This is a genomic window from Bradyrhizobium sp. USDA 372, from assembly GCF_053629095.1.
This window is the reverse complement of sequence record NZ_JBRJHR010000001.1, coordinates 7,734,003-7,756,959: the sequence shown is the minus strand read 5'-3', so window position 1 is coordinate 7,756,959 and position 22,957 is coordinate 7,734,003. Positions and strand designations below refer to the sequence as shown.

Below are 22,957 nucleotides of genomic sequence, written 5' to 3'. Positions count from 1 at the left end.
CGCTCTTGCGACCAACCACAGATTGTTAAAGCGATTTCGGCCCCATTTCGGGCCCGAGGCGAGATACCGCCATGACGACCTTGTCCGGCCTCTTCACCGAATCCGCCGATGGCCAGCTCGGCATCCTGATGTCGGCCCTATCAGGGATCGCGGCAGCCCTCGCGGTCGCACTGGCCATGACGGTCTACTTCCGCCTGAGTTATCGGACCTGGCGCGACGTCGCCCGGCATGGGCTGGCTGCCTTGGCCGCGGTCGCCCTGTTCGCCTTCGCCGCCTACGACATGCGCCACGCTGCGCTTGCCTATCTCGGCCTCAATCCCTCCAAGCCTGCCGTCGAGTTCGAGATCCGCATGCCCCGGGAGATGCTGACGGCGGTGAGCGACAGCCAGATCGAGCTGCACACCGATCGCAATCAGACGCTGGCGCTGGTCGACGGCGTGCGCGATCTCGCGGACGGCCGGGCGGTGCTGCGCGGCGCAGTGGTGCTCAACCACCGCACGGCCGATCGTGTTCTGGTCGTGAACTTGTCCGGCAAGGGCATCTTCGAGTTCCGCCTCCGCCTGCCGGCCGAGCCGCATCGTTCCGTCGAGTTCGGCCCCTGGCACCTCGCCGACCGCATCGCCTCCCCGCTCGCCGGTGCCGTCGCCCCGCAGGACGGCTACACCATCCGCTACCGCGTGCTTTAAACTTTGTTCGGTGCGATCCATGCCCGGCCCGTCATCGTTCCGACGCGCGGCGACCGGTAGGATGATCGCATGTCCGAATTTCGTCTCACGCAGATTTCCGACACTCATCTCGGCCGGCGTTTCCCCGGCCTGATCGCCAACTTCCATTGCAGCAGCGAGCACATCGACGCCGGCAGGCCGGATCTCGTCGTCAACACCGGCGACGTCTCGTTCGACGGGCCGACCAGCCGCGACGACGTCGAATTCGCCAAAGGCCTGCACGACGCGCTGCCCGTCACCTGCCGCTATCTCCCCGGCAATCACGACATCGGCGACAATCCGACCGCGATCGGGCCGGCGCCGAAGCCGCCGGTCAGCGAGACGCAGCGCCGGCAGTTCTGCGACATCATCGGCGAAGACCATTGGTCGTTCGAAGCCGCGGGCTGGCGCTTCATCGGCCTCAATTCGCTGGTGATGAATTCGGGCCTCGCCTTCGAGGCCGAGCAGTTTGACTGGCTGTCTCAGGAAATCTCGCGCACGAACGGCAGGCCGGTCGCGCTGTTCCTGCACAAGCCGCTGTTTCTCAACCTGCCCGACGATGCCGAGACGCCGGAGACGTCGATCCGCTACGTGCCGCAGCCAGCGCGGGCGCGGCTGATCGAGTTGTTCGGCAATGTCGACCTGCGTCTTGTCGCCAGCGGCCACGTGCACCAGCGCCGCGACTTCACCTTTCGCCATACACGCCACGTCTGGGCGCCTTCAGCGGGTTTCGTCATCAACGATCAGCGCCAGGACCGGATCGCGATCAAGGAAGTCGGCCTCGTCGAATACCGCTTCCAGCCCGACAGTCTGGAGGTCCGTCACGTCAGGGCCGCCGGCCAGGTCGATGTCGACATCGAGGAGCTGCTCATCCAGATGGGCGGCGGGCATTAGCCTACTCCAGGGGCAGCGTACCTTACCTTGATACCTCATTGCATCGAATTTGGCCTCAGATTGGCTAAAATCCTCTAATGACAACGTTGTCATATGGCCGTATCGTTTCCTGGCAGCGGTCGAGGGCCGCTGAGGGAGCGATGATGCAGTTCTTGTCCCGGTGGGAGAACCAACGCCTTTCGGCGACCGTGCGGGGCATTCCCATGGTCGATGGCGTTGCCACTGCGGACATCGGCAACCAGCGCTGGTCGCCTGCACACGGCGATCTCGCCCTGCCCGTCCTCACCCTGGATGAAGCCGCCTTCGCGGCCAACCACGATCTCTTCCTGAAATGGTGCGCGAGTTCAGGCGTTGCCGTCGCGCCCCACGCCAAGACGCCGATGTCGCCGGAGCTCGCCCGCTCGCTGCGCGCCGCCGGCGCCTGGGGCACGACGGTTGCCAACGTCCAGCAGGCCGCCGTGCTGCTCGCAAGCGGCGAGCGACGCCTGCTGCTGGCCAACGAGATCGGCGGGCTTGCCGCCGGCCGCCGCCTTGGCACGCTGCTCAGCGCCTATCCCGACGTCGAATTTCACGCTTTTGCGGATTCACCGGCTGCGGTGGCAGCTCTCGCCGAGGCCGCGCGGATCGCGGGACGCAGTGAATTATCGGTGCTGGTCGAACTCGGCGCCGGCCGCACCGGCGCGCGCGACCGCGCCGCGGTCGAGGCAACGATCGCAGCCGTGCTCGCCGCCGACCGGCTCGTGCTCGGCGGCGTCGCCACTTACGAAGGCGCCGCTGCAACGTCCGATACCGACGAGACGATGCGCGCCATCGCGGTGCTGCTGGAGCGCACCATCGAGACATTTGCGTTGGTGCGCGCGGCCGCCCCGAAGCGGCCGTTGATCCTGAGTGCCGGCGGCTCGGCCTATTTCGATGTCGTCGCGCGGACGCTTGCGCCCGCGGCTCAGGCCGACGGCAACGCCAGTGTGATCCTGCGCTCGGGCGCACTGTTCTTCGCCGATCACGGCATCTATGCGCGCGCCTTCGCGGAAGTCGACCGGCGCGGCGGCCTCCTCATCGAAGGCCTGCACCACTCGGCCGTGGAGAGCTTTCGGCCCACGCTGACGCTCTGGGCCGAGGTGCTGTCGCGGCCCGAAGACGGACTTGCGATCGCCGGCTTCGGCATGCGCGATGCCTCCTTCGACCAGGGACTGCCCGTGCCGTTGCGCGTGTTCCGGGACGGCGTCGAGCAGCAAGGCCTTGCCGCGGCGCTCGCGGTGACCCGCCTCAACGACCAGCACGCGTTCCTCTCGGTCGCATCCAAAGCTGCGCTTGCGGTCGGCGACATCATCGCCTTCGGCATCTCGCATCCCTGCACCTGCCTCGACCGCTGGCGCGTGATCTTCGGCCTCGATGCCGACGGCGTCGTGGCGCGCGCCCTCCCCACCCAGTTCGGCTGAGAGCGGCGCGATGAACTTCCTGCCGCTCTGGCGCTATCAGAACCAGCTCATCGACGGCGCCATCGTCACGCTGGAGCTGACGGTGATCTCGGCGCTCGCCGGGCTCGTGATCGGCATCGCCGGCGCGGTCGCGCTGAAGGGGCGGATCACGTCGCTGCGCTGGCTGGTGCGCGGTTACATCGAGCTGTTCCGCAACACGCCCTCGCTGATCCAGATCTTCATCGTCTTCTTCGTGCTGCCGAACTTCGGCCTGAAGCTGCCCGCCTTCGAGGCCGCGGCCGTCGCGCTGTCACTCTATTTCGGCGCTTATTCCGTCGAGATCATCCGCGCCGGTCTCGATTCCATTCCGCGCAGCCAGGTCGAGGCCGGCCAGTGCTTGGGGTTGTCGGGCTGGCAGGTGTTTCGCCACATCATCCTGCCGCCGGCGCTGCGCAACGCCTATCCGGCCGTGACCAGCCAGTTCGTGCTTTTGCTGCTCGGCACCTCGCTCGCCTCGCAGGTCGCCACGGATGAGCTGTTCCACGTCGCCGGCTTCATCGAGAGCCGCACCTATCGCAGCTTCGAGGTCTATGCCGTGATCTGCGCGGTCTATTTCGCGATGGCGATGTCGTTCAAGGCGCTGTTCGCCGTGATCGGCCTGGCCGCCTTCCGCTGGCCGCGGCGGCGCTGAGGGGCGACACGATGCGATCCTTCTCCCTCATCGATTTCGTCTCGCTGTTCGCAGCGCTGCGCTGGACCGTCACCCTCGTCGTGCTCGCGCTCGCCTTCGGTGCGCCGCTGGCGCTCGGGCTTGCGCTCGGCCGCATCAGCCGGTTCGCAGGGCTGCGCTGGGCGATGGCGGCGTGCATCCAGGTGATCCAGAGCGTGCCGCTGCTCGGACTGTTGTTCTTCTTCTATTTCGGCATGCCGGTCTTCCTCGGCATCCAGGTGCCGGCGCTCATCGCCGTGACCGTCGCCTACACGCTCTACACCGCCGCCTTCCTCGGCGAGATCTGGCGCGGCGGCCTGGAGGCCGTAAAGCAGGCGCAATGGGAGGCCGGCGCCTGTCTCGGCCTCTCCGCCTGGCAGCAATTCCGCCACATCATCGCGCCGCAGGCGCTGCGGCTGTCGCTGCCGCCGACCGTCGGCTTCCTGGTGCAGCTCATCAAGGGCACCTCGCTCGCCTCGATCCTCGGCTTCGTCGAGCTCGCCCGCGCCGGCCAGGTGGTGAGCGCGGCGACGTTCCAGCCGCTGCTCACCTACGCGCTGGTCGCCGCGATCTATTTCGCGCTGTGCCTGCCGCTCACGCTCTGGTCCCGCTCCCTGGAGGCCCGCCTCGATGGCTCTCGTTGAAATCCGCGACGTGCGCAAGACATTCGGCAAGGTCGAGGTGCTCAAGGGCGTCTCGCTCGACGTCGAGGAAGGCGAGATCGTCACCATCATCGGCCGCTCCGGCTCGGGCAAGTCGACGCTGCTCCGCTGCATCAACGCGCTGGAGAGCGTCGATTCCGGCGAGATCCGGGTCGAGGGCCAGAAGGTCCACGCCAAAATGCCAGACCTGAAGAAATTCCGTCAGCGCGTCGGCATCGTGTTCCAGGCCTTCAATTTGTTTCCGCATCTGAAGGTCGAGCGCAACATCACGCTCGCCCCGCTCCTCACCGGCCGCATCGACAAGGCGAAAGCGCGTGCGCTGGCCGAGGACGTGCTGACCCGCGTCGGGCTCGCCGACAAGATCGACGCCTGGCCCGAGCAACTCTCCGGCGGCCAGCAGCAGCGCGTCGCCATCGCCCGCTGTCTCGCTATGGCGCCCCACCTCATGCTGTTCGACGAAGTGACCTCGGCGCTCGACCCCGAGCTCGTCGGCGAAGTCCTGAAGGTCATGGAAGCGATGGCGGAACAGGGCATGACCATGATCCTGGTCACCCACGAGATGGGCTTTGCCCGCAACGTCGCCGACCGCATCGTCTTCATGCATCAGGGCCGCGTCTGGGAACAGGGCCCACCGGCAAAACTGTTCGCCAGTCCTGAGACACCCGAGCTCGCAAGCTTCATCGCATCTGCCAAGTGAAAACCGTCCCCTTCAAGGAGAGAGTCATGAGAAAATTGAAGTCCCTCTTCACCATCGCAGCCGCGGCGCTTGCCGTTCTCGCCGCGCCGAACGTCGCCAACGCCGACAAGCTCCAGGACGTGCTCGGCGCCGGCAAGATTCGCGTCGGCATTCTCACCGATGCCGCGCCGTGGGGCTTCAAGGACGACAAGGGCGAGATCGCCGGCCTCGATGCCGACCTTGCCAAGCTGATCGCCGCCGACATGGGCGTAAAGCTCGAGCTCGTCCCGGTGACGGGTGCCGCGCGCATCCCGAGCCTGCTCTCGGACAAGATCGACATCTTGATCGCCGGGCTCGGCGCCACGCCCGAGCGCGCCCAACAGGTGATGTTCTCGCAGCCCTATGCCGTGGTGAATCTCGGCGTCTACGGCGCCAAGTCGCTGCCCTCCGCCGCCGGCAAGAAGCCGGACAATCTCGACGGCCGCAGCGTTGCGGTGTCCAAGGGCTCGACGCTCGACGTCTGGCTCACCGACAACGCGCCGAAGGTGAAGCTGGTGCGCTTTGAGGACACGCCGGCCGCGATTGCGGCCTATCTTGCCGGACAGGCCGATACGTTCGCGGAGAACAGCGCCATTGCACTGAAGGTGCAGGACCAGAACCCGACCAAGGAGGTCGAGCTGAAGTTCCTGATCCGCCAGTCGCCGGCCCATGTCGGCGTCCGCCAGGGCGAGCAGAACCTGCTCAACTGGATCAACACCGACATCTTCTTCAACAAGCTCAACGGCAAGCTCGGCGCACTTCAGCTGAAATGGTTCAAGGAAGAGCAGTCGTTGCCGACGCTGTGAGTTTTGGACGGGCTCTCGCATCATGTGAGAGCCCACCTTTACGAGGAGAATTGAGATGATCAAACGTTACGTCGTGGGATCGCGCATGAGCCAGGCCGTCGCCGCCGGCGGCATGGTGCACATCGCAGGCCAGGTTGCGGATGACCGCAAGGCCGGCATCGTGTCGCAGACGGAGCAGGTGCTCGCCAAGATCGACGCGCTGCTCAAGGAGGCCGGCTCCGACCGCTCCAAGCTGATCGCGGTCAACGTCTTCCTGCCGCATATCACCGACTTCGACACCATGAACTCGGTTTATGATTCCTGGATCGATCCAGCCAATCCGCCGGCGCGCGCCTGCGTCGAAGCCCGTCTCGCCGATCCCGATCTGCGCGTCGAGATGACCGCGGTCGCCTTGCTGTAACGACGCTGCTTTCTCTTCAAACTTCGGCCGGTGTCGGCGACGACGCGGCCTCGAGGCAAGCCATGCATACCGGACTTTTCCACGAGATCGATTTCGAGAAGGACCAGAAATGGTCCGGCCACCTCGGCATTCCCTTCTCGATCGATCGATCGCCCTACTACCAGCTCAAGATCCCGATCTTCCGGATCAAGAACGGCGCCGGGCCGAAACTGCTGCTGATGGCCGGCAATCACGGCGACGAATATGAGGGCGAAATCACACTGACGCGGCTGTATCGCCGGTTGGATGCGAAGGACATCAAGGGCGAGATCACCATCCTGCCCTTCGCCAACTGGCCGGCCGTGATGGCGGCGCGCCGCCGCTCGCCGCTCGACGAAGGCAATCTCAACCGCGCCTTCCCGGGCGATGCCGCGGGCACGCCGACCTTCCGCCTGGCGCATTTCCTCGAGCACGAGCTGTTTCCGCGCCACGACGTCGTCTTCGACATCCACTCCGGCGGCACGTCGATGGCGCACGTGCCCTGCGCGTTGATCGAGCGGCAGGGACCGCCAGAAATGTTCGGCCACGCGTTGCGCCTGATGGAAGGACTCGGCATGCCCTTCGCCTTCGTCGCCGAGAACGGCGCCACGGCGCCGACCTCGATGGCGGCGGCCGCGCGCGCCGGCGCGATCGGACTCTCCGGCGAATTCGGCGGCGGCGGCACGGTGACGCCGCAGACGATGGCATTCACCGCGCGCGCGGTCGACCGATTGCTGCTCGCGCTCGGCCTCGTCCAGGCGCCCGTGCTGGGGCCCCATGCGCCGATCGAGCGTGCCACCGAGCTGTTGGCGCTGCAGAGCCATGCCCAGGCGGTGTTCGCGACGCGCCGCGGCTGGTTCGAGCCCGCTGTCACCGTGGGTGCGCGGGTCAAGGCGGGCGATATCGCCGGCTGGTATCACGATTTCGAGCGCCCGGAGCTTGCCGAAGAGGTGCTGCGCTTCCCCGCCGACGGCATCGTGATCTCGCAGCGCCTGCACACCGACAGCCAGAGCGGCGACTGCCTGGTGCAGGTCGGCCGCGCCTTGAAGCTTGAGGAAGTTTTGGGACGGTGAGCTTCGGCCGCATGCTCGCTGCACCTCTCCCGCTTGCGGGAGAGGTCGGATCGCGAAAGCGATCCGGGTGAGGGCTTTCTCCTCTTGGGGATTTCGTCCGTAATCTTGGACGATCCCGACGTGGAGACACCCTCTCCCCAACCCTCCCCCGCAAGCGGGGGAGGGAGCGCAGTGCCAATGCGGTTGCAGTACGATCTGATCTCATGATGCTCTAACCTGACGTCTCTTCAGGGATTCGATGACCGATCCGGCCAAGCCGAACTATGACGATGTCGTGCGCATTCCGGCGCCGCCCGGCCGCAGCAACGCGACCGGGCGGCCGCCGCGCATCGAGGAAGTCGCAGAACGCGCCGGCGTGGCACCGATCACGGTGTCGCGGGTGCTGCGCCACCCCGAGAAAGTCAATCGCAAGACTCGCGAGCGCATCCTCGAGGTGATCGAGGCGACGGGCTATGCTTCCAACCCGCATGCGCGCGCGCTCCGCTCGGGCCGCTCCAACGTGGTCGTGGCCTTCGTCTCCAACATCCTCAGCCAGCAGTTTGGCCTTGCGGTGCGCAGCTTTGCCGCGACGCTCGAGCCGGAGGGTTTTGAGGTGCTGGTCGGCCAGACCTCCTACTCCTATGCCAAGGAGGTCGCGATGATCCAGTCGCTGCGCGGCATCCGCCCCGCGGCGGTGATGTTCACCGGCGTCATCGAGCTCGAGGAGAACCGCACGGCGCTGGCCGAGCTCGGCATTCCCGTGATCGAGACCTGGGCGTTTCCGCGCGACCCCATCGACATGCTGGTCGGCCTGCCCAATGCGGATGCCGGCGCGATGGCGGCGCGCCGGCTGGCGCAGGCGGGACATCGCCGCATCGCCTTCATCGGCCGCAGCAGCGGCCGCGGCGCACTCCGCCGCGACGGCTTTCGCGCCGCCGCCGCACAGCTCGGCCTCACGATCGTTCACGAAATCCTCGTTGGAGAGGTGACGGGGCTGGTCGACGGCCGTGCCGCCTTCACCGCCCTGCTCGAGCGCAGCGGCGACGTCGACGCCGTGTTCTGCGCCAACGACCTGCTCGCGACCGGTGCGCTGATCGAGGCTCGCGCCCGCGGCCTGTCGGTGCCGCGCGATCTGGCCGTGCTCGGCTTCGGTGACAACGACGTCGCCGATCAGATCACGCCCGGCCTCACGACCATTTCGTTCGATGCGGCGGCCGTGGGACGTCTCGCGGGCGAACTGCTTTTGGCGCGGCTCTCGGGCACGCCGCGCGCCGAGCAGCGGCTCGCGGTCGATCTGTTCCTGGTCGAGCGCGGCAGCGTCTGAGCGTTGCGGCTTACGCGACGCTCTTGAGATCCTGCTGGATGGCAGCGAGCAGCGATTGCAGCGCGGCGCTGTTCACCGGCTTGGCCTCGGTGCCGACCGGCTGAACAGAGGCGGGCTGCGCAGCTTTCACCGGGCGCTTCGGGAATGGCGGTGGCGCAGGCCTTGCGGCCGGCATGAAATCGCCCTCGTTCTCGGCGTGAACGAACTTGCCATGGATGACGTCGTCGCGACGGCCCATGATGAACATGGTCGCCCAATAGCCGGCGGCCAGGAGGATTACGCAGAAAATACCAATCTCTAACATCGCAGCACCTAAAATATGCGCGATGATTCAATGCCTTCCTCCGGCCGTCAATGAACAGGCGGTCACACCTGCGGCTTTTGCGGGCAGGTGTGACCATTTGGTGACTCTTTCTTAACTATCCCCACGCGGCGTGTGGCCGCTGGGCCACGTGAGTCCCATTCCCTGTCGCGCTAGGCCTTGTCCGGCCCGACCCGGACCAGCTGCTTGCCGAAATTGGCCCCCTTCAACAGGCCCATGAAGGCGCCGGGCGCGCTCTCGAGGCCCTCGGTGACGAACTCCTTGTACTTGACCTTGCCGTCGCGAACCCAGGCCGACATGTCGCGCAGGAAGTCGCCATGGCGGGCGGCGAAATCTGACACGATGAAGCCGCGGAAGGTCAGCCGCTTGGTCAGCGTCGCGCGCATCAGGCTGGCGGCCCATTTCGGCGGCTTGGCCTCGGTGTCGTTGTAGTGGGCGATCAGGCCGCAAACCGGCACGCGCGCAAACGGGTTGAGCAGCGGGAACACCGCCTCGAACACGGCACCGCCGACATTCTCGAAATAGACGTCGATGCCCCCAGGGCAGGCGTCCTTCAGCCTGGCGGCGAGATCGGGGTCGCGGTGATCGATGCAGGCATCGAAGCCGAGCTCCTTCACCACGTAGTCGCACTTGTCCTTGCCGCCAGCGATGCCGACCGCACGGGCGCCCTTGAGCTTGGCGATCTGCCCCACCGCCGAGCCGACCGCGCCGGACGCACCGGCAACGACGACGGTCTCGCCCGGTTGCGGCTTGCCGATGTCGAGCAGGCCCGTATAGGCGGTCATGCCGGGCATGCCGAGCACGCCGATCGAGGTCGAGATCGGACCCAGCTTGGGATCGACCTTCATCAGACCCTTGCCGTTCGAGATCGCGTGCGACTGCCAGCCGGAGCGGATGCGCACGATCTCGCCGACCGCGAAATCGGGATTGTTGGAGGCCGCGACCTCGCTGACCGCCTCGCCTTCCATCACGCCGCCGACGGGCACCGGAGCTGCGTAGGACGGCCCCTCGCTCATGCGCCCGCGCATATAGGGATCGAGCGACAGCCAGATCGTGCGCAGCAGGACTTCGCCCTGTCCTGGCGTCGGCACGGCGAATTCCTCCAGGCGAAAATCAGACGGCTTGGGTTCGCCGACGGGACGCGCAGCGAGAACGATGCGTTTGGCTTGGGCCATGGCTTCCTCCACTTTTCTGTCCTTGCAAGCGAAGCGAAGCAATCCAGCCGCGTCAACACAAAAGGACTGGATTGTTTCGTCACAAGAGCTCCTCGCAATGACGAGCTTGTGGACGCCGTGCATACAGTCCTCGTGTCCCGGACGCGCTGCAACGTGAAACGTTGCTGCGCAGAGCCGGGACCAAGAAGGCTACACGGGAGGATGCGGAGAGATGGGCCCCGGCTCTGCAGCGCATCACCGAAGAGGTGCTGCGCTGCGTCCGGGGCACGAAAGCGGGAAACTAACCCCCGCCCGGATAATTCGGGCTCTCGCGCGTGATCGTGACGTCGTGGACGTGGCTTTCGCGCAGGCCGGCGCCGGTGATGCGGACGAACTGGGCCTTGTCGTGCAGCTCCTTCATGTCGCGCGCGCCGACATAGCCCATCGCGGCGCGCAAGCCGCCGGCGAGCTGGTGCATGACATTGCCGACCGGGCCCTTGTAGGGCACCTGGCCCTCGATGCCTTCAGGCACGAGCTTGAGCGTATCCTTGATGTCCTGCTGGAAGTAGCGGTCGGCCGAGCCGCGCGCCATCGCGCCGACCGAGCCCATGCCGCGATAGGCCTTGTAGGACCTGCCCTGCCACAGGAACACTTCGCCGGGCGTCTCGTCGGTGCCGGCGAGCAGCGAGCCGACCATGGCGATGTCGGCGCCGGCCGCGAGTGCTTTCGCAAGATCACCGGAATACTTGATGCCGCCGTCGGCGATGACGGGGACGTCGGCCTTCTTCGCCGCGTCGACCGCATCCATGATCGCGGTGAGCTGGGGCACGCCGACGCCGGCGACGATGCGCGTGGTGCAGATCGAGCCCGGGCCGATGCCGACCTTGATGCAATCCGCGCCCGCGTCGATCAGCGCCTGCGCGCCTTCCGTGGTGGCGACGTTGCCGGCGACGACCTGCACCGAATTGGACAGGCGCTTGATGCGGTTCACCGCCTGCAGCACGTGACGGGAATGACCGTGCGCGGTGTCGACGACGACGAGGTCGACGCCGGCATCGATCAGCCGCTCGGTACGCTCGAAGCCGGTGTCGCCGACCGTGGTGGCGGCAGCGACGCGAAGGCGGCCCTGCCCATCCTTGCAGGCGAGCGGATGGGCGACCGCCTTCTCCATGTCCTTCACCGTGATGAGACCGACGCAGCGATATTGATCGTCGACCACCAGCAGCTTCTCGATGCGGTGCTGGTGCAGCATCCGCCGCGCCTCGTCCTGGCTGACATTCTCACGGACCGTGACGAGCCCTTCATGCGTCATCAGCTCGGAGACTTTTTGCCGGCGGTCGGTGGCAAAGCGCACGTCGCGGTTGGTGAGGATACCGACCAGCTTGCCGGGCGTGTTCTTGCCGGCGCCGGTGACGACGGGAATGCCGGAGATGCCGTGATCGCTCATCAGCTTGAGCGCATCGTCGAGCGTGGCGTCGGGGCTGATGGTGAGCGGGTTCACCACCATGCCGGACTCGTAGCGCTTGACCTGCCGCACCTGGGCGGCCTGCCCTTCGGGATCGAAATTGCGGTGGATGACGCCGAGGCCGCCGGCCTGCGCCATGGCGATCGCCATGCGGGCCTCGGTGACGGTGTCCATGGCCGAGGCCATGATCGGGATGTTGAGCGGGATGGCGCGGGTGACGCGGGAGCGGATGTCGACCTCGCCCGGCATGACGTCCGACAGGCCCGGCTTCAACAGCACGTCGTCGAACGTAAAGGCTTCGCGGATGCCCTGAAGTTGCACCGTGGCCATCTGCCAACTCCTTCCTGCGGCCTTGCCGCAAATGCTAATGGATGAGCGCCGCCCTCGGCGTCCCTTGCGGCAACGCCTTGAGAATCGGAGCCCATCGGTGGGGTTGACGCGGGTCGATAGCACGGCCGCGTGACGAATCAAAGCAATTCGGGCCGCTGGCCAGCCATGCACAGGCTTTTTTGGGCCGATTCAGCGGGGTCGGCTCCGTCCGCCGTCCCCTCCGGCGTCATTCCGGGGCACGACGAAGTCGCGAACCCGGAATCCATCGCGCAGCAACGCTGTGGCCCAATAGATTCCGGGCTCGCGCCACGGGGCGCGCCCCGGAATGACGAAAGACGGTCACACCGTTGTTACGCGGGACTTAGGTGCTATGCGCCGATCCGCAATGGTCGGCGGCGGACGGCGGTGATAAGCCGCAACTCCGCCCCTCCTTCAGCTTTCATTAATTTCATGGTCGACAAGCAACGCGTCATTCCGCTGATCGTGGCCACGGCTCTGTTCATGGAGAACATGGATTCGACCGTGATCGCCACCTCGCTGCCGGCGATCGCGGCCGACATCGGCACCAGCCCGCTGACGCTGAAGCTCGCGATCACCTCCTATCTGCTGTCGCTCGCGGTGTTCATCCCGGCGAGCGGCTGGACCGCCGACCGGTTCGGCGCGCGGATGGTATTCGCCATCGCGGTCGGCGTGTTCATGGTCGGCTCGGTCGGCTGCGCGCTCTCGACCTCGGTCACCGATTTCGTGTTCGCGCGCATTCTGCAAGGCATGGGCGGTGCGATGATGACGCCGGTCGGACGCCTCGTGCTGCTGCGCTCGGTCGACAAGAGCGCGCTGGTCAACGCCATGGCGTGGGTGACGGTCCCTGCCCTGATCGGCCCCGTGATCGGCCCGCCGCTCGGAGGCTTCATCACGACGTATGCGTCCTGGCACTGGATCTTCCTGATCAACATCCCGATCGGCCTGCTCGGCATCTTCATGGCGCTGCGCTTCATCGATCCCATCAAGAGCGAGGCGCAGGAGCCGTTCGATCTCTACGGCATGGTGCTCGCCGGCATCGGCCTTGCCGGGATCGCCTTTGGCCTTTCGGTCGCCGGGCTCAACTTGCTGCCATGGAGCACGGTGGCCGCGCTGGTCGTGGGCGGTGCGATCTCGATGACGCTCTACGTCATCCACGCGCGGCGGACCGGATCGCCGGTGCTGGACTTCTCGCTCCTGAGGCTGCCGACGCTGCGCGCAGCCGTGTTCGGCGGCTTCCTGTTCCGGCTCGGCATCGGCGCGCTGCCGTTCCTGCTGCCGCTCCTGATGCAGATCGGCTTCGGCCTGTCGCCGTTCCATTCCGGCCTCGTCACCTTTGCTTCCTCGCTCGGGGCCATGGGCATGAAGACGCTGGCGGCGCGGATCATCCGCACCTTCGGCTTCCGCAACCTGATGACGGTGAACGCGATCATCAGCGCGTTCTTTCTCGCCGTCTGCGCGCTGTTCACGGTGACGACGCCGCTGCTCATCATCATGGTCATCCTGGTGGTCGGCGGCTTCTTCCGCTCGCTGGAGTTCACCGCGATCAACACGGTCGCCTATGCCGACGTCGAAACCGCGCAGATGAGCCGGGCCACCACGCTCGTCAGCGTCAACCAGCAGCTCGCGGTCTCCGCCGGCGTCGCCGTCGGCGCGGCCTGCGTGGAAACGACGATGTGGTTCCACCATATCAGCGAGATCGACGCCACGGTGTTCGCGCCGGCCTTCGTCGTGGTGGCGTTGACCTCGGCGGCCTCGAGCTGGTTCTTCTGGCAGATGCCCGCGGATGCCGGCCACGAGATCTCCGGCCGCAAGGCGGTGGAGATCGCCAGCCGCAAGGGCGCGGGCAAGTGTGCGGAGAAGGCGGCGGTCAAGGCAGCGTCCGAGGATACGCAGGACGTAAGGGATCAGCGGCTGGGGTAGTCTTTCGTCATTGCGAGCGCAGCGAAGCAATCCAGAATGCCTCTGCGGAGACAGCCTGGATTGCTTCGTCGCAAGAGCTCCTCGCAATGAGGGGGTGCGAGGCTACGCCGTTCCCCCGCCCCGAAATCCCGTCGCCAGCACGTAGCGCTCCGAGGAATCCTGCCGGCTCGCGGCGGGCTTGACGTGACGCACGGTGGCAAAGTCGCGCTTGAGCTGGGCGAGCAGATCGGCATCGGCGCCGCTCTGGAACGTCTTGGCCAGAAACGCGCCGCCGGGTTTGAGCACGTCGCAGGCAAACGCCGCGGCGGTCTCGACCAGGCCGACGATGCGCAGCTGGTCGGTCTTGCGGTGGCCGGTGGTGTTGGCGGCCATGTCGGACATCACAACGTCGGCCTTGCCGCCGAGCATCGCGGTGAGCTTCTCGGGCGCGTCGTTGTCCATGAAGTCGAGTTGCGCGAAGTCGACGCCGGGAATCTCCGGCATCTCCAACAGATCGATGGCGACGACCTTGCCCTTGCCTTCGGTCGAGCCGACGCGCTTGGCCGCGATCTGGCTCCAGCCGCCGGGTGCCGCGCCGAGATCGACCACGGCCATGCCCGGCTTCAACAGCCGGAACTTGTCGTCCATCTCCAAGAGCTTGAACGCGGCGCGCGAGCGATAGCCCGCGGCCTTGGCTTTCGCCACATAGGGATCGTTGAGCTGCCGCTCCAGCCACAGCTTCGACGACAATTTGCGCTTGCCGCCGGTCTTGACCTGGACGTGCAAGCGGCCGGTGGTGTCCTTGGCCATACTCACCAGCTCCTGAGCGCGCCGTCCTCGCGCATCATCTCGACCAGCATGCCTTCGCGTAAGCCCCGGTCGGCGACGCGCAGGCGCGGCAGCGGAAAGGCGCGGCGGATAGCATCGAGAATGGCGCAGCCGGCGAGCACGAGATCGGCACGCTCGACGCTGATGCAGCTGTTGTTCGCGCGCTCCTCGTAGCTCATGCCGAGCAGCTTGTTGATGGTCGCGGTGATGTCGGCATCGTTCATCCAGATGCTGTCGATGCGGCGTCGGTCATAGCGCGCCAGATTGAGATGGATCCCGGCCAGCGTCGTCACCGTGCCCGACGTGCCGAGCAGATGCATGTCGGCGAGATCGCGGCCGTGCTCTTCCGCGAACGGCGCGACGTGGCTTGCGACCTCCTGCTCCATCGCAGCGTAGATCTCCGGCGTGACGTCGCGTCCGCCGAACTGCTCTGCGAGCGTGACCACGCCATAGGGGATCGACATCCAGGCTTTTATGCGCGGCTCCGGGTTTTCCGGGTCGCGCTCGATCCGCACCAGCTCGGTCGAGCCGCCGCCGATGTCGAACAGGATCGCGCCGCGCCCCCTCGGGTCGACCAGCGGCGAGCAGCCGAGCACGGCGAGCGTGGCCTCGGTCTCGCGGTCGATCACCTCGAGCTCGATGCCCGTCTCGGCCGCAACGCGGCTGCGAAAACCTTCCGCGTTCGAAGCCGCGCGGCAGGCTTCGGTCGCGATCAGCCGCAGCCGCCGCGCCTTCCGTAAGTTGATCTTGTCCCGGCAGATGCTGAGCGCGGCGATGGCACGCTCGATCGCGGCGTCGCTGATGCAACCTGTCGCCGAGACGCCCTCCCCGAGCCGGATGATGCGCGAGAAGGAATCGACCACGCGAAAGCCGTCCTGGGTCGGACAGGCGATCAGCAGCCTGCAATTGTTGGTGCCGAGGTCCAGCGCCGCATAGACGCCGGTTCCCGGCGCTTGCGCGCCGACGGCCGGATCGGTGGCCAACGCCACCGCCGCCATCGACCCATTCAGCTCACCGTGCGGCCCATGTTGGCTAACATGGCCGTCGCGGAGCCGCGTGTGGTCATTCATACAAACTGTCTTTCCGCGGCCGGTCGGGCCGGTCTGGAATTGATTATTCGCCTGAAACATTAGCAGCGCGGCAGGCCTGCGCAACAACGCATCACATGGGACCATGCCCAATCGTGCGTTGTCGTGAACGGGGGTGGTGGGTTATCTCAAGGGAGTCCGGTGCTCCGCTGCCGCGAAAATGCGCAAATGCCGGCTTTTCAGGTCAATTCCATGCAAGAACACACCAAATCGTCCACGCTCGAGAACGCTATTGCACTGCAAAAATATGGCGTCGGGCAACCGGTCCGCCGCAAGGAGGACGACACCCTGGTGCGCGGCAAGGGCCGCTACACCGACGATTTCAACCTGCCCGGCCAGGCCTATGCCGTGGTCGTCCGTTCCACCCATGCCCATGGCATCATCCGTGGCATTGGCCTCGATGCCGCCAAGGCGATGCCGGGCGTGCTGGGGGTGTGGACCGGCAAGGACCTCGATGCCGCCGGCTATGGCCCCTTCACCTGCGGCCTGCCGCTGAAGAGCCGTGACGGCTCGCCCCTGCTCCAGACCAACCGCCTGCCGCTGGCGACCGACAAGGTCCGCTTCGTCGGCGATCCCGTCGCCTTCGTGGTGGCGGAGACGCTGGCGCAGGCGCGCGACGCGGCCGAAGCGGTCGAGCTCGACATCGAGCCGCTGCCGGCGGTGACGGATCCCGAGGAAGCCGCCAAGCCCGGCGCGCCGCAGCTCTATGACCACATCCCGAACAACGTCGCGCTCGACTACCACTATGGCGACATGGACAAGGTCAACGCGGCCTTCGCCAGCGCCGCTCATGTGACCAGGCTCGACATCGAGAACACCCGCGTCGCCGTGGTCTCGATGGAGCCGCGCGTCGGGCTTGCCTCCTACGATAAGAAGACCGAGCGCTACACGCTTCAGGTGCCGACCCAGGGCGTCGCCGGCAATCGCGCCAATCTCGCCAAGAACCTGAAGGTGCCGAACGAGAAGGTGCGCATTCTCACCGCCAATGTCGGCGGCTCCTTCGGCATGAAGAACATCAACTATCCCGAGTACATGTGCATCCTGTATGCGGCGAAGGCGCTGGAACGGCCGGTGAAGTGGCTGGACGAGCGCTCCACCAGCTTTCTCTCCGACAGCCACGGCCGCGCGCAGAAGATCCATGCCGAGCTCGCGCTCGATGCCGAGGGGCACTTCCTCGCGGCAAAGCTGTCCGGCTATGGCAATCTCGGCGCCTACATCACCGGCGTCGCGCCGGGGCCGCTTTCGCTCAACACCGGCAAGAACTTCTCCAGCGTCTATCGCACGCCGCTGATGGCGGTCGACATCAAGACGGTGCTCACCAACACCACGCTGATGGGCGCCTATCGCGGTGCCGGCCGGCCCGAGGCGAACTATTACATGGAGCGGCTGATCGACCGCGCCGCCGACGAGATGGGCATCAACCGGCTGACCTTGCGCAAGCGCAACTTCATCAAGCCAAACCAGATCCCGTTCGCGGCCTCCTCCGGCGTCACCTATGACAGCGGCGACTTCCAGGCCGTATTCAACAAGGCGCTCGAAATCTCCGACCACGAGAACTTCGCCAAGCGCAAGAAGGAGAGCAAGAAGGCCGGCAAGCTGCGCGGCATCGCGGTCGGCTCCTATCTCGAGGTCACGGCGCCGCCGAGCCCCGAGCTCGGCAAGATCGTGTTCGATGCTGACGGCACCGTGCAGCTCATCACCGGCACGCTCGATTACGGCCAGGGCCATGCCACGCCGTTCGCGCAGGTGCTGTCCGAGCAGCTCGGCGTCCCCTTCGAGAGCGTGAAGCTCGTGCAGGGCGACAGCGATATCGTCCACACCGGCAACGGCACCGGCGGCTCGCGCTCGATCACCGCGACCGGCCAAGCCATCGTGGGGGCCGCAAAGCTCGTCATCGAGAAGGGCAAGCGCGCCGCCGCGCATATGCTGGAAGCGTCCGAGGCCGATATCGAGTTTGCTGACGGCAGCTTTACGATCGCCGGCACCGATCGCAGCATCGACATCATGGAGCTCGCGAAGAAGCTGCATGACGGCAAGGTGCCGGAGGGCGTGCCTGATACGCTCGACGTCGATCACACCAGCGATCCGGTCGCCTCGGCGTTCCCGAATGGCTGCCACGTCGCCGAGGTCGAGATCGATCCGGACACCGGCGTGGTGCAGATCGTGCGCTACAGCGCGGTCAACGATTTCGGCACGGTGATCAACCCGATGCTGGTCGCGGGCCAGCTCCATGGCGGCGTGGTCCAGGGCATCGGCCAGGCGCTGATGGAGCACATCCGCTACGACGAGAGCGGCCAGCCGATCACGGGCTCGCTGATGGACTACGCCCTGCCGCGTGCCGAGGACGTCCCCAACATGACGGTCGGCGATCATCCGGTGCCCGCCACCACCAATCCGCTCGGCAGCAAGGGCTGCGGCGAAGCAGGCTGCGCCGGCAGTCTCTCGACGGTGGTGAACGCGGTGCTCGATGCGCTGTCGGATTACGGCATCAAGCACATCGACATGCCGCTGACCCCGGAGCGGGTGTGGCGCGCGATCCAGGAGGCGAAGGCCAAGGCGGCGTAAGAGGCTCTATCGCAGAAGGTCATTCGCCGCGTCCACACGCACAGCTGTCATCGCCCGACTTGATCGGGCGATCCAGTACTCCGAGGCAATCGTGATTCACGGATGGGCCGCGGCGTACTGGATGCCCCGGTCAAGCCGGGGCATGACACCGCGTTTGTGGTGACAGGCTTGCCTCCGCTACGCCGCCGCCTGCTCGCGCGGCTGGTAGATTGCGGTGTGCAGGCAGTGGGCGAGCGGCATCGTGCCGTTGGCGACGACCAGCGCGTCGAGCTCGACGAAGCGGTGGCCCTTCTTCTCGTAGTTCGCGGTGACCTTGGCCCGCGCCGTGATCTCGTCACCGGCGCGCGCGGCGGACAGCAGCTGCATGCGGCTGCCGACATGGATCCAGGGCCCCAGAATGGTGTTGTCGACGAGGACGCGGTTCATGACCCGCTGGATCAGGCCGGGATGGCCGAGGCTCTCGCGCGCGAAGATCGGATCCTTCTCCCTGACATCCGTGAGATAGTCGGCCGCGTCCTGCCCGGCCCAGCGGCGCGGCGTCGTGCCCAGCCACTTGCCCAGTTCGAACGTCGCAGGACTGACCGGCTTGCGCTCGGCGACAGCGGGGACTTCGACATAGTCGCTCAATGCTACCACTGGCGCCTCCGCCGGCAGCGACGCCGTTCCGGTCGCGCAGAGCTCGGTACGGCTGAACACCTCGATGGTCAGCAGGCCGTTGTGCTCGGTCGCGTCGACGTCGGCAGTCTCGCCGTCATAGACCGGCTTGATGAAGCGCGCCTCGACCAGCCCACGGGAAAGGAAATCGCGGCCCCAGCGCGCGATCGGCACGTGCATCATGTAAGCGAAGACGTCGACGCCCGGGACCAGCCCGCCTTCAAAGCCGAAGCGGCGCGCCACATTGTCGTCGTGCATCTTGTTTTCGGATTGCTTGGCGGTGTTGTAGGCCTCGACGCGGTAGGTTTCGAGCCGGTTCGGCATGGGGTCATCTTCCCTGTTCTTGTTGTTTCAGGGCTGATCGTAGGGCCCAGGGAACATCGGTCAATCCCCTCGCCTTTGCAGCCCGAATGGGGTACCACGCGGCGGAATGACCGACGCTCTCACCCGCATCTATGTCGACGCCGACGCCTGTCCGGTGAAGGACGAGATCTACCGCGTGGCGCTCCGGCACGGCGTGCCCGTGAGCGTCGTCGCCGGCAATTTTATTCGCGTGCCGCAGGACCCGCTGATCGAGCGCATCGCCGCGGGTGCCGGCATGGACGCGGCCGACGACTGGATTGCCGAACGGGCCAGGGCCGGCGACGTCGTCGTGACATCGGACATTCCGCTGGCGAGCCGCTGCGTCAAGGCCGGCGCCGACGTGATCGCCCCGAACGGCAAGCCCTTCACTGAGGAGTCCATCGGCATGACCCTGGCGGTGCGCAATCTGATGACGGATCTGCGCTCCGCAGGCGAAGTCACCGGCGGCCCGCGCTCGTTCGCGCCGCGCGATCGCTCCGCGTTCCTTTCGGCCCTGGACCAGACGCTGCGCCGGATCCAGCGCCGCCGCACTGACGCTGCCGCAACGAGCCAGAATTCGGGTCAAGGCTGATTCATGGCGCCGCCGCTGATCCAACTGAAAGACATCCGGCTGACTTTTGGCGGCACGCCGCTGCTGTCGGGCGTCGAGCTCAATGTCGCGCCGGGCGAGCGCGTCTGCCTGATCGGCCGCAACGGCTCGGGCAAGTCGACGCTGCTCAGAATCGCGGCGGGCCTTGTCGAGCCCGACAGCGGCACGCGCTTCGTGCAGCCGGGCGCGACCGTGCGCTATCTGCCGCAGGAGCCGGATTTCGGCGAGCACAAGACCACGCTCGCCTATGTCGAGGCGGGGCTCGCGCCGGGCGACGACCATCACCAGGCGCGCTACCTCCTCGAGCAGCTTGGCCTCACCGGCGACGAGAACCCGCACAATCTCTCCGGCGGCGAGGCGCGTCGCGCCGCGCTCGCCTGTGTGCTGGCGCCCTCGCCCGACATATTGCTGCTGGACGAGCCCACCAACCATCTCGACCTCTCCACCATCGAGTGGCTGGAGCAGGAGCTCGACAGCCGCCGCGGGGCGCTGGTGATCATCAGTCATGACCGCCGCTTCCTGACAAATCTGTCGCGCTCCACGGCATGGCTCGACCGCGGCAAGATCAAGCAGATCGACCGCGGCTTTGCCTCGTTCGAGACCTGGCGCGACGAGGTGCTCGCGGAAGAAGAGCGCGACCAGCACAAGCTCGACCGCAAGATCGTCGACGAGGGAGCATTGGCTGCGCCACGGCGTCTCCGGACGGCGCAAACGCAACGTCAAGCGCCTCGCCAATCTTCACGCGCTGCGCGACCAGCGCCGCAACTATCGCGGCACGGCGGGCACCGCGAGTCTCGCTGCGGCGGAAGCCGAACAATCCGGCAAGCTGGTGATCGAGGCCAAGGGCATCACCAAGGCCTATGGCGAGAGAAAAATCGTCGAGAACTTCTCGACGCGCATCCAGCGCGGCGACCGGCTCGGCATCATCGGCCCGAACGGCGCCGGCAAGACCACCCTGGTCAATCTGCTCACCGGCGGCGGGCAACCCGATTCCGGCATCGTACGGCTGGGTGCCAATCTGGAAACGGCCACGCTCGATCAGCACCGCGAAAGCCTCGATCCCAAATCGACACTGGCAGAAGCCCTCACCGGCGGCCGCGGCGATCAGATCATGGTCGGCGGCAAGCCGAAGCACGTCGTCGGCTACATGAAGGACTTCCTGTTCGCCCAGGAGCAGCGGGGCACTCCGGTGGAGGTACTCTCCGGCGGCGAGCGCGGCCGGCTGATGCTGGCGCGGGCGCTCGCAAAACCGTCGAACCTGCTGGTGCTGGACGAGCCGACCAACGATCTCGATCTCGAGACCCTCGACGTGCTCGAGGAGATGCTCGGCGATTACGATGGCACAGTCATCCTGATCAGCCACGACCGCGACTTCCTCGACCGCGTCGTCACCTCCGTGATCGCGCCGGACGGTAACGGCAAGTGGATCGAATATGCCGGCGGCTACAGCGACATGCTGAGCCAGCGCGGCGCGGACCTCAAGCGCGAGACGGCGAAGACGCAAGCGCCAGTGGAGAAGAAAGAGGAGCGCGCCGCCGCTCCCTCGTCGGCCCCCAAGCGGAAGCTGAGCTTCAACGAGAAGCACGCGCTGGAAACGTTGCCGAAGAAGATGGAGACGTTGCACGCGGATATTGCCAAGCTGCAGGGCGTGCTTGATGATCCCAATCTCTATGCGAAAGATCGCAAGAAATTCGACGACACCTCGGCCGCCATCGCCAAGGCGCATGAAGAACTGTCGGCCGCTGAAGAGCGCTGGCTCGAACTCGAAATGCTCCGTGAAGAGATTGAACAGGCATAACTTATGACAACAACTCTCGCCGCAAAAGTCGCCCGCGAATACGGCACGCCCTGCGCCGTCATCGACATGGACAGGGTCGAGCGCAACATCGCGCGGATCCAGAAAGCCTGCGACGATGCCGGCATCGCCAATCGTCCGCACATCAAGACGCACAAGAACCCGACCATCGCCAAGATGCAGGTCGCGGCTGGAGCGAAAGGCATCACCTGCCAGAAGATCGGCGAGGCCGAGATCATGGCCAATGCCGGCATCGACGACATCCTGATCAGCTACAATCTCTTGGGCGAAGAGAAGATGGCGCGGCTCGGCGCGCTAAATGCCAAGACCAAGATGACGGTGGCGGCCGATAACTCGACAGTCGTCGCGGGCTTGCCGAAGGCCGCCGCGGCCTCGGGCCGTCCGCTCTCGGTCGTGGTCGAATGCGACACGGGGCGCAAGCGCGCGGGCGTCGAGACGCCCGCGGAGGCGATCGCGCTGGCGCGCGAGATCGCCGCGTCCAAGGGATTGGAGTTTGCCGGCTTCATGCTCTACCCGACCGAGACCGGCTGGGCTGACGCGCAAAAATTCTACGACGAGGCGCTGGCCGGCGTGCGCGCGCACGGGCTCGATGCAAAAATCGTCTCGACCGGCGGCACGCCGAACCTCGTCAACATTGGCAAGCTCAAAGGCGGCACCGAGCATCGCTTCGGCACCTACATCTATAACGACCGCATGCAGGTCGCGGCCGGCTCGGCCACGTGGGACGATTGCGCGCTGCACATCTATTCGACGGTGGTGAGCCGCGCCGCGCCCGAGCGCGGTATTTTGGACGCCGGCTCGAAGACGCTGACCACGGATACCGGCGGGCTCGACGGTCACGGCCTGATCCTGGAGCATCCCGAGGCGAAGATCGCCAAGTTCGCCGAGGAGCACGGCTTCCTCGATCTCTCCCGCAGCAACACAAGGCCGAATGTCGGCGACGTCGTCCGCATCGTACCGAACCACGTCTGCGTCGTCGTCAACATGATGGACGAGGTCGTAATGGTCCGCGGCGAGGAGATCATCGGCACGCTGCCGGTCGCGGCGCGGGGGAAGCTGCGGTAGGGTTCGCGCCGTTCCCACGGCCGTCATTGCGAGGAGCTCTTGCGACGAAGCAATCCAGACTACGTCCGAGGAGGGATTCTGGATTGCTTCGCTGCG

Annotated in this window: 20 protein-coding genes and 1 pseudogene; 15 read left to right on the top strand and 6 right to left on the bottom strand. The window is 66.2% G+C overall.

The window, feature by feature from the left end; all coding sequences use genetic code 11:
• Positions 1-71 precede the first annotated feature (71 nt).
• From AB7M16_RS36055 to AB7M16_RS36010, 10 genes are all read left to right on the top strand, one after another.
• Positions 72-686, top strand: coding sequence for an acriflavin resistance protein (locus AB7M16_RS36055; RefSeq protein WP_453946883.1), 615 nt, complete (start codon positions 72-74; stop codon positions 684-686).
• Between the two features lie 69 nt (positions 687-755).
• Entirely contained in the window at positions 756-1,598 is an 843-nt protein-coding gene (locus tag AB7M16_RS36050) for a metallophosphoesterase family protein (RefSeq protein ID WP_453946882.1), read from the top strand.
• Positions 1,599-1,741: 143 nt separating this feature from the next.
• Positions 1,742-3,037 carry an alanine racemase gene (locus tag AB7M16_RS36045; protein ID WP_453946881.1) on the top strand — a complete coding sequence of 432 codons (1,296 nt, stop codon included), beginning with the start codon at positions 1,742-1,744 and terminating at the stop codon, positions 3,035-3,037.
• Positions 3,038-3,047: 10 nt separating this feature from the next.
• Positions 3,048-3,707 carry an amino acid ABC transporter permease gene (locus AB7M16_RS36040; protein ID WP_453946880.1) on the top strand — a complete coding sequence of 220 codons (660 nt, stop codon included), beginning with the start codon at positions 3,048-3,050 and terminating at the stop codon, positions 3,705-3,707.
• A gap of 11 nt (positions 3,708-3,718) precedes the next feature.
• Positions 3,719-4,369 carry an amino acid ABC transporter permease gene (locus tag AB7M16_RS36035; protein WP_453946879.1) on the top strand — a complete coding sequence of 217 codons (651 nt, stop codon included), beginning with the start codon at positions 3,719-3,721 and terminating at the stop codon, positions 4,367-4,369.
• Entirely contained in the window at positions 4,356-5,084 is a 729-nt protein-coding gene (locus AB7M16_RS36030; protein WP_453946878.1) for an amino acid ABC transporter ATP-binding protein, read from the top strand. Before AB7M16_RS36035 ends, AB7M16_RS36030 begins: the two co-directional genes overlap by 14 nt.
• A gap of 26 nt (positions 5,085-5,110) precedes the next feature.
• Positions 5,111-5,908: a transporter substrate-binding domain-containing protein gene (locus AB7M16_RS36025; protein WP_453946877.1), complete on the top strand. Its 798-nt coding sequence runs from the start codon at positions 5,111-5,113 to the stop codon at positions 5,906-5,908.
• Positions 5,909-5,963: 55 nt separating this feature from the next.
• Positions 5,964-6,308, top strand: a complete 345-nt coding sequence (locus AB7M16_RS36020) for a RidA family protein (RefSeq protein ID WP_212257473.1) — start codon at positions 5,964-5,966, stop codon at positions 6,306-6,308.
• A 62-nt stretch (positions 6,309-6,370) separates the two neighbouring features.
• Positions 6,371-7,399, top strand: coding sequence for a succinylglutamate desuccinylase/aspartoacylase family protein (locus tag AB7M16_RS36015; RefSeq protein WP_453946876.1), 1,029 nt, complete (start codon positions 6,371-6,373; stop codon positions 7,397-7,399).
• 238 nt (positions 7,400-7,637) lie between these two features.
• A complete protein-coding gene (locus AB7M16_RS36010) occupies positions 7,638-8,702 on the top strand; it encodes a LacI family DNA-binding transcriptional regulator (RefSeq protein ID WP_453946875.1) in 1,065 nt (354 codons plus the stop codon).
• 10 nt (positions 8,703-8,712) lie between these two features.
• Here AB7M16_RS36010 and AB7M16_RS36005 read toward each other — a convergent pair whose 3' ends face one another.
• The 3 genes from AB7M16_RS36005 to guaB form a co-directional block, all read right to left on the bottom strand.
• Complete coding sequence (locus tag AB7M16_RS36005; protein ID WP_453946874.1) at positions 8,713-9,006, bottom strand: hypothetical protein; 294 nt, start codon at positions 9,004-9,006, stop codon at positions 8,713-8,715.
• 170 nt (positions 9,007-9,176) lie between these two features.
• The gene (locus AB7M16_RS36000; RefSeq protein ID WP_453946873.1) at positions 9,177-10,199 is read right to left on the bottom strand and encodes an NADP-dependent oxidoreductase; all 1,023 of its coding nucleotides are present in this window, start codon (positions 10,197-10,199) and stop codon (positions 9,177-9,179) included.
• Between the two features lie 280 nt (positions 10,200-10,479).
• On the bottom strand, positions 10,480-11,973 hold the full coding sequence (gene guaB, locus AB7M16_RS35995) for an IMP dehydrogenase (protein WP_172786362.1): 1,494 nt from the start codon (positions 11,971-11,973) through the stop codon (positions 10,480-10,482).
• Between the two features lie 450 nt (positions 11,974-12,423).
• Here guaB and AB7M16_RS35990 point away from each other — a divergent pair, with 450 nt between their 5' ends.
• Positions 12,424-13,914 (top strand): DHA2 family efflux MFS transporter permease subunit, encoded by a 1,491-nt coding sequence (locus AB7M16_RS35990; RefSeq protein ID WP_453946872.1) that lies wholly within the window; start codon positions 12,424-12,426, stop codon positions 13,912-13,914.
• A 102-nt stretch (positions 13,915-14,016) separates the two neighbouring features.
• On the opposite strand, the gene AB7M16_RS35985 is transcribed toward AB7M16_RS35990, so the two are convergent.
• Positions 14,017-14,703: an RlmE family RNA methyltransferase gene (locus AB7M16_RS35985; protein ID WP_172786360.1), complete on the bottom strand. Its 687-nt coding sequence runs from the start codon at positions 14,701-14,703 to the stop codon at positions 14,017-14,019.
• Between the two features lie 2 nt (positions 14,704-14,705).
• Entirely contained in the window at positions 14,706-15,791 is a 1,086-nt protein-coding gene (locus AB7M16_RS35980; RefSeq protein ID WP_172786359.1) for a Ppx/GppA phosphatase family protein, read from the bottom strand.
• 210 nt (positions 15,792-16,001) lie between these two features.
• Here AB7M16_RS35980 and AB7M16_RS35975 point away from each other — a divergent pair, with 210 nt between their 5' ends.
• Positions 16,002-18,374 carry a xanthine dehydrogenase family protein molybdopterin-binding subunit gene (locus AB7M16_RS35975; RefSeq protein WP_453946871.1) on the top strand — a complete coding sequence of 791 codons (2,373 nt, stop codon included), beginning with the start codon at positions 16,002-16,004 and terminating at the stop codon, positions 18,372-18,374.
• A gap of 177 nt (positions 18,375-18,551) precedes the next feature.
• Here AB7M16_RS35975 and AB7M16_RS35970 read toward each other — a convergent pair whose 3' ends face one another.
• On the bottom strand, positions 18,552-19,352 hold the full coding sequence (locus AB7M16_RS35970) for a hypothetical protein (RefSeq protein ID WP_260383343.1): 801 nt from the start codon (positions 19,350-19,352) through the stop codon (positions 18,552-18,554).
• A gap of 106 nt (positions 19,353-19,458) precedes the next feature.
• On the opposite strand from AB7M16_RS35970, the gene AB7M16_RS35965 reads away from it, so the two are divergent.
• The 3 genes and pseudogenes from AB7M16_RS35965 (at position 19,459) to AB7M16_RS35955 (ending at position 22,861) form a co-directional block, all read left to right on the top strand.
• Entirely contained in the window at positions 19,459-19,962 is a 504-nt protein-coding gene (locus AB7M16_RS35965) for a YaiI/YqxD family protein (RefSeq protein ID WP_453946870.1), read from the top strand.
• 3 nt (positions 19,963-19,965) lie between these two features.
• Positions 19,966-21,778, top strand: a pseudogene (locus AB7M16_RS35960) (ABC-F family ATP-binding cassette domain-containing protein).
• A gap of 3 nt (positions 21,779-21,781) precedes the next feature.
• Positions 21,782-22,861, top strand: coding sequence for a D-TA family PLP-dependent enzyme (locus tag AB7M16_RS35955; protein WP_453946869.1), 1,080 nt, complete (start codon positions 21,782-21,784; stop codon positions 22,859-22,861).
• Positions 22,862-22,957: the final 96 nt, after the last annotated feature.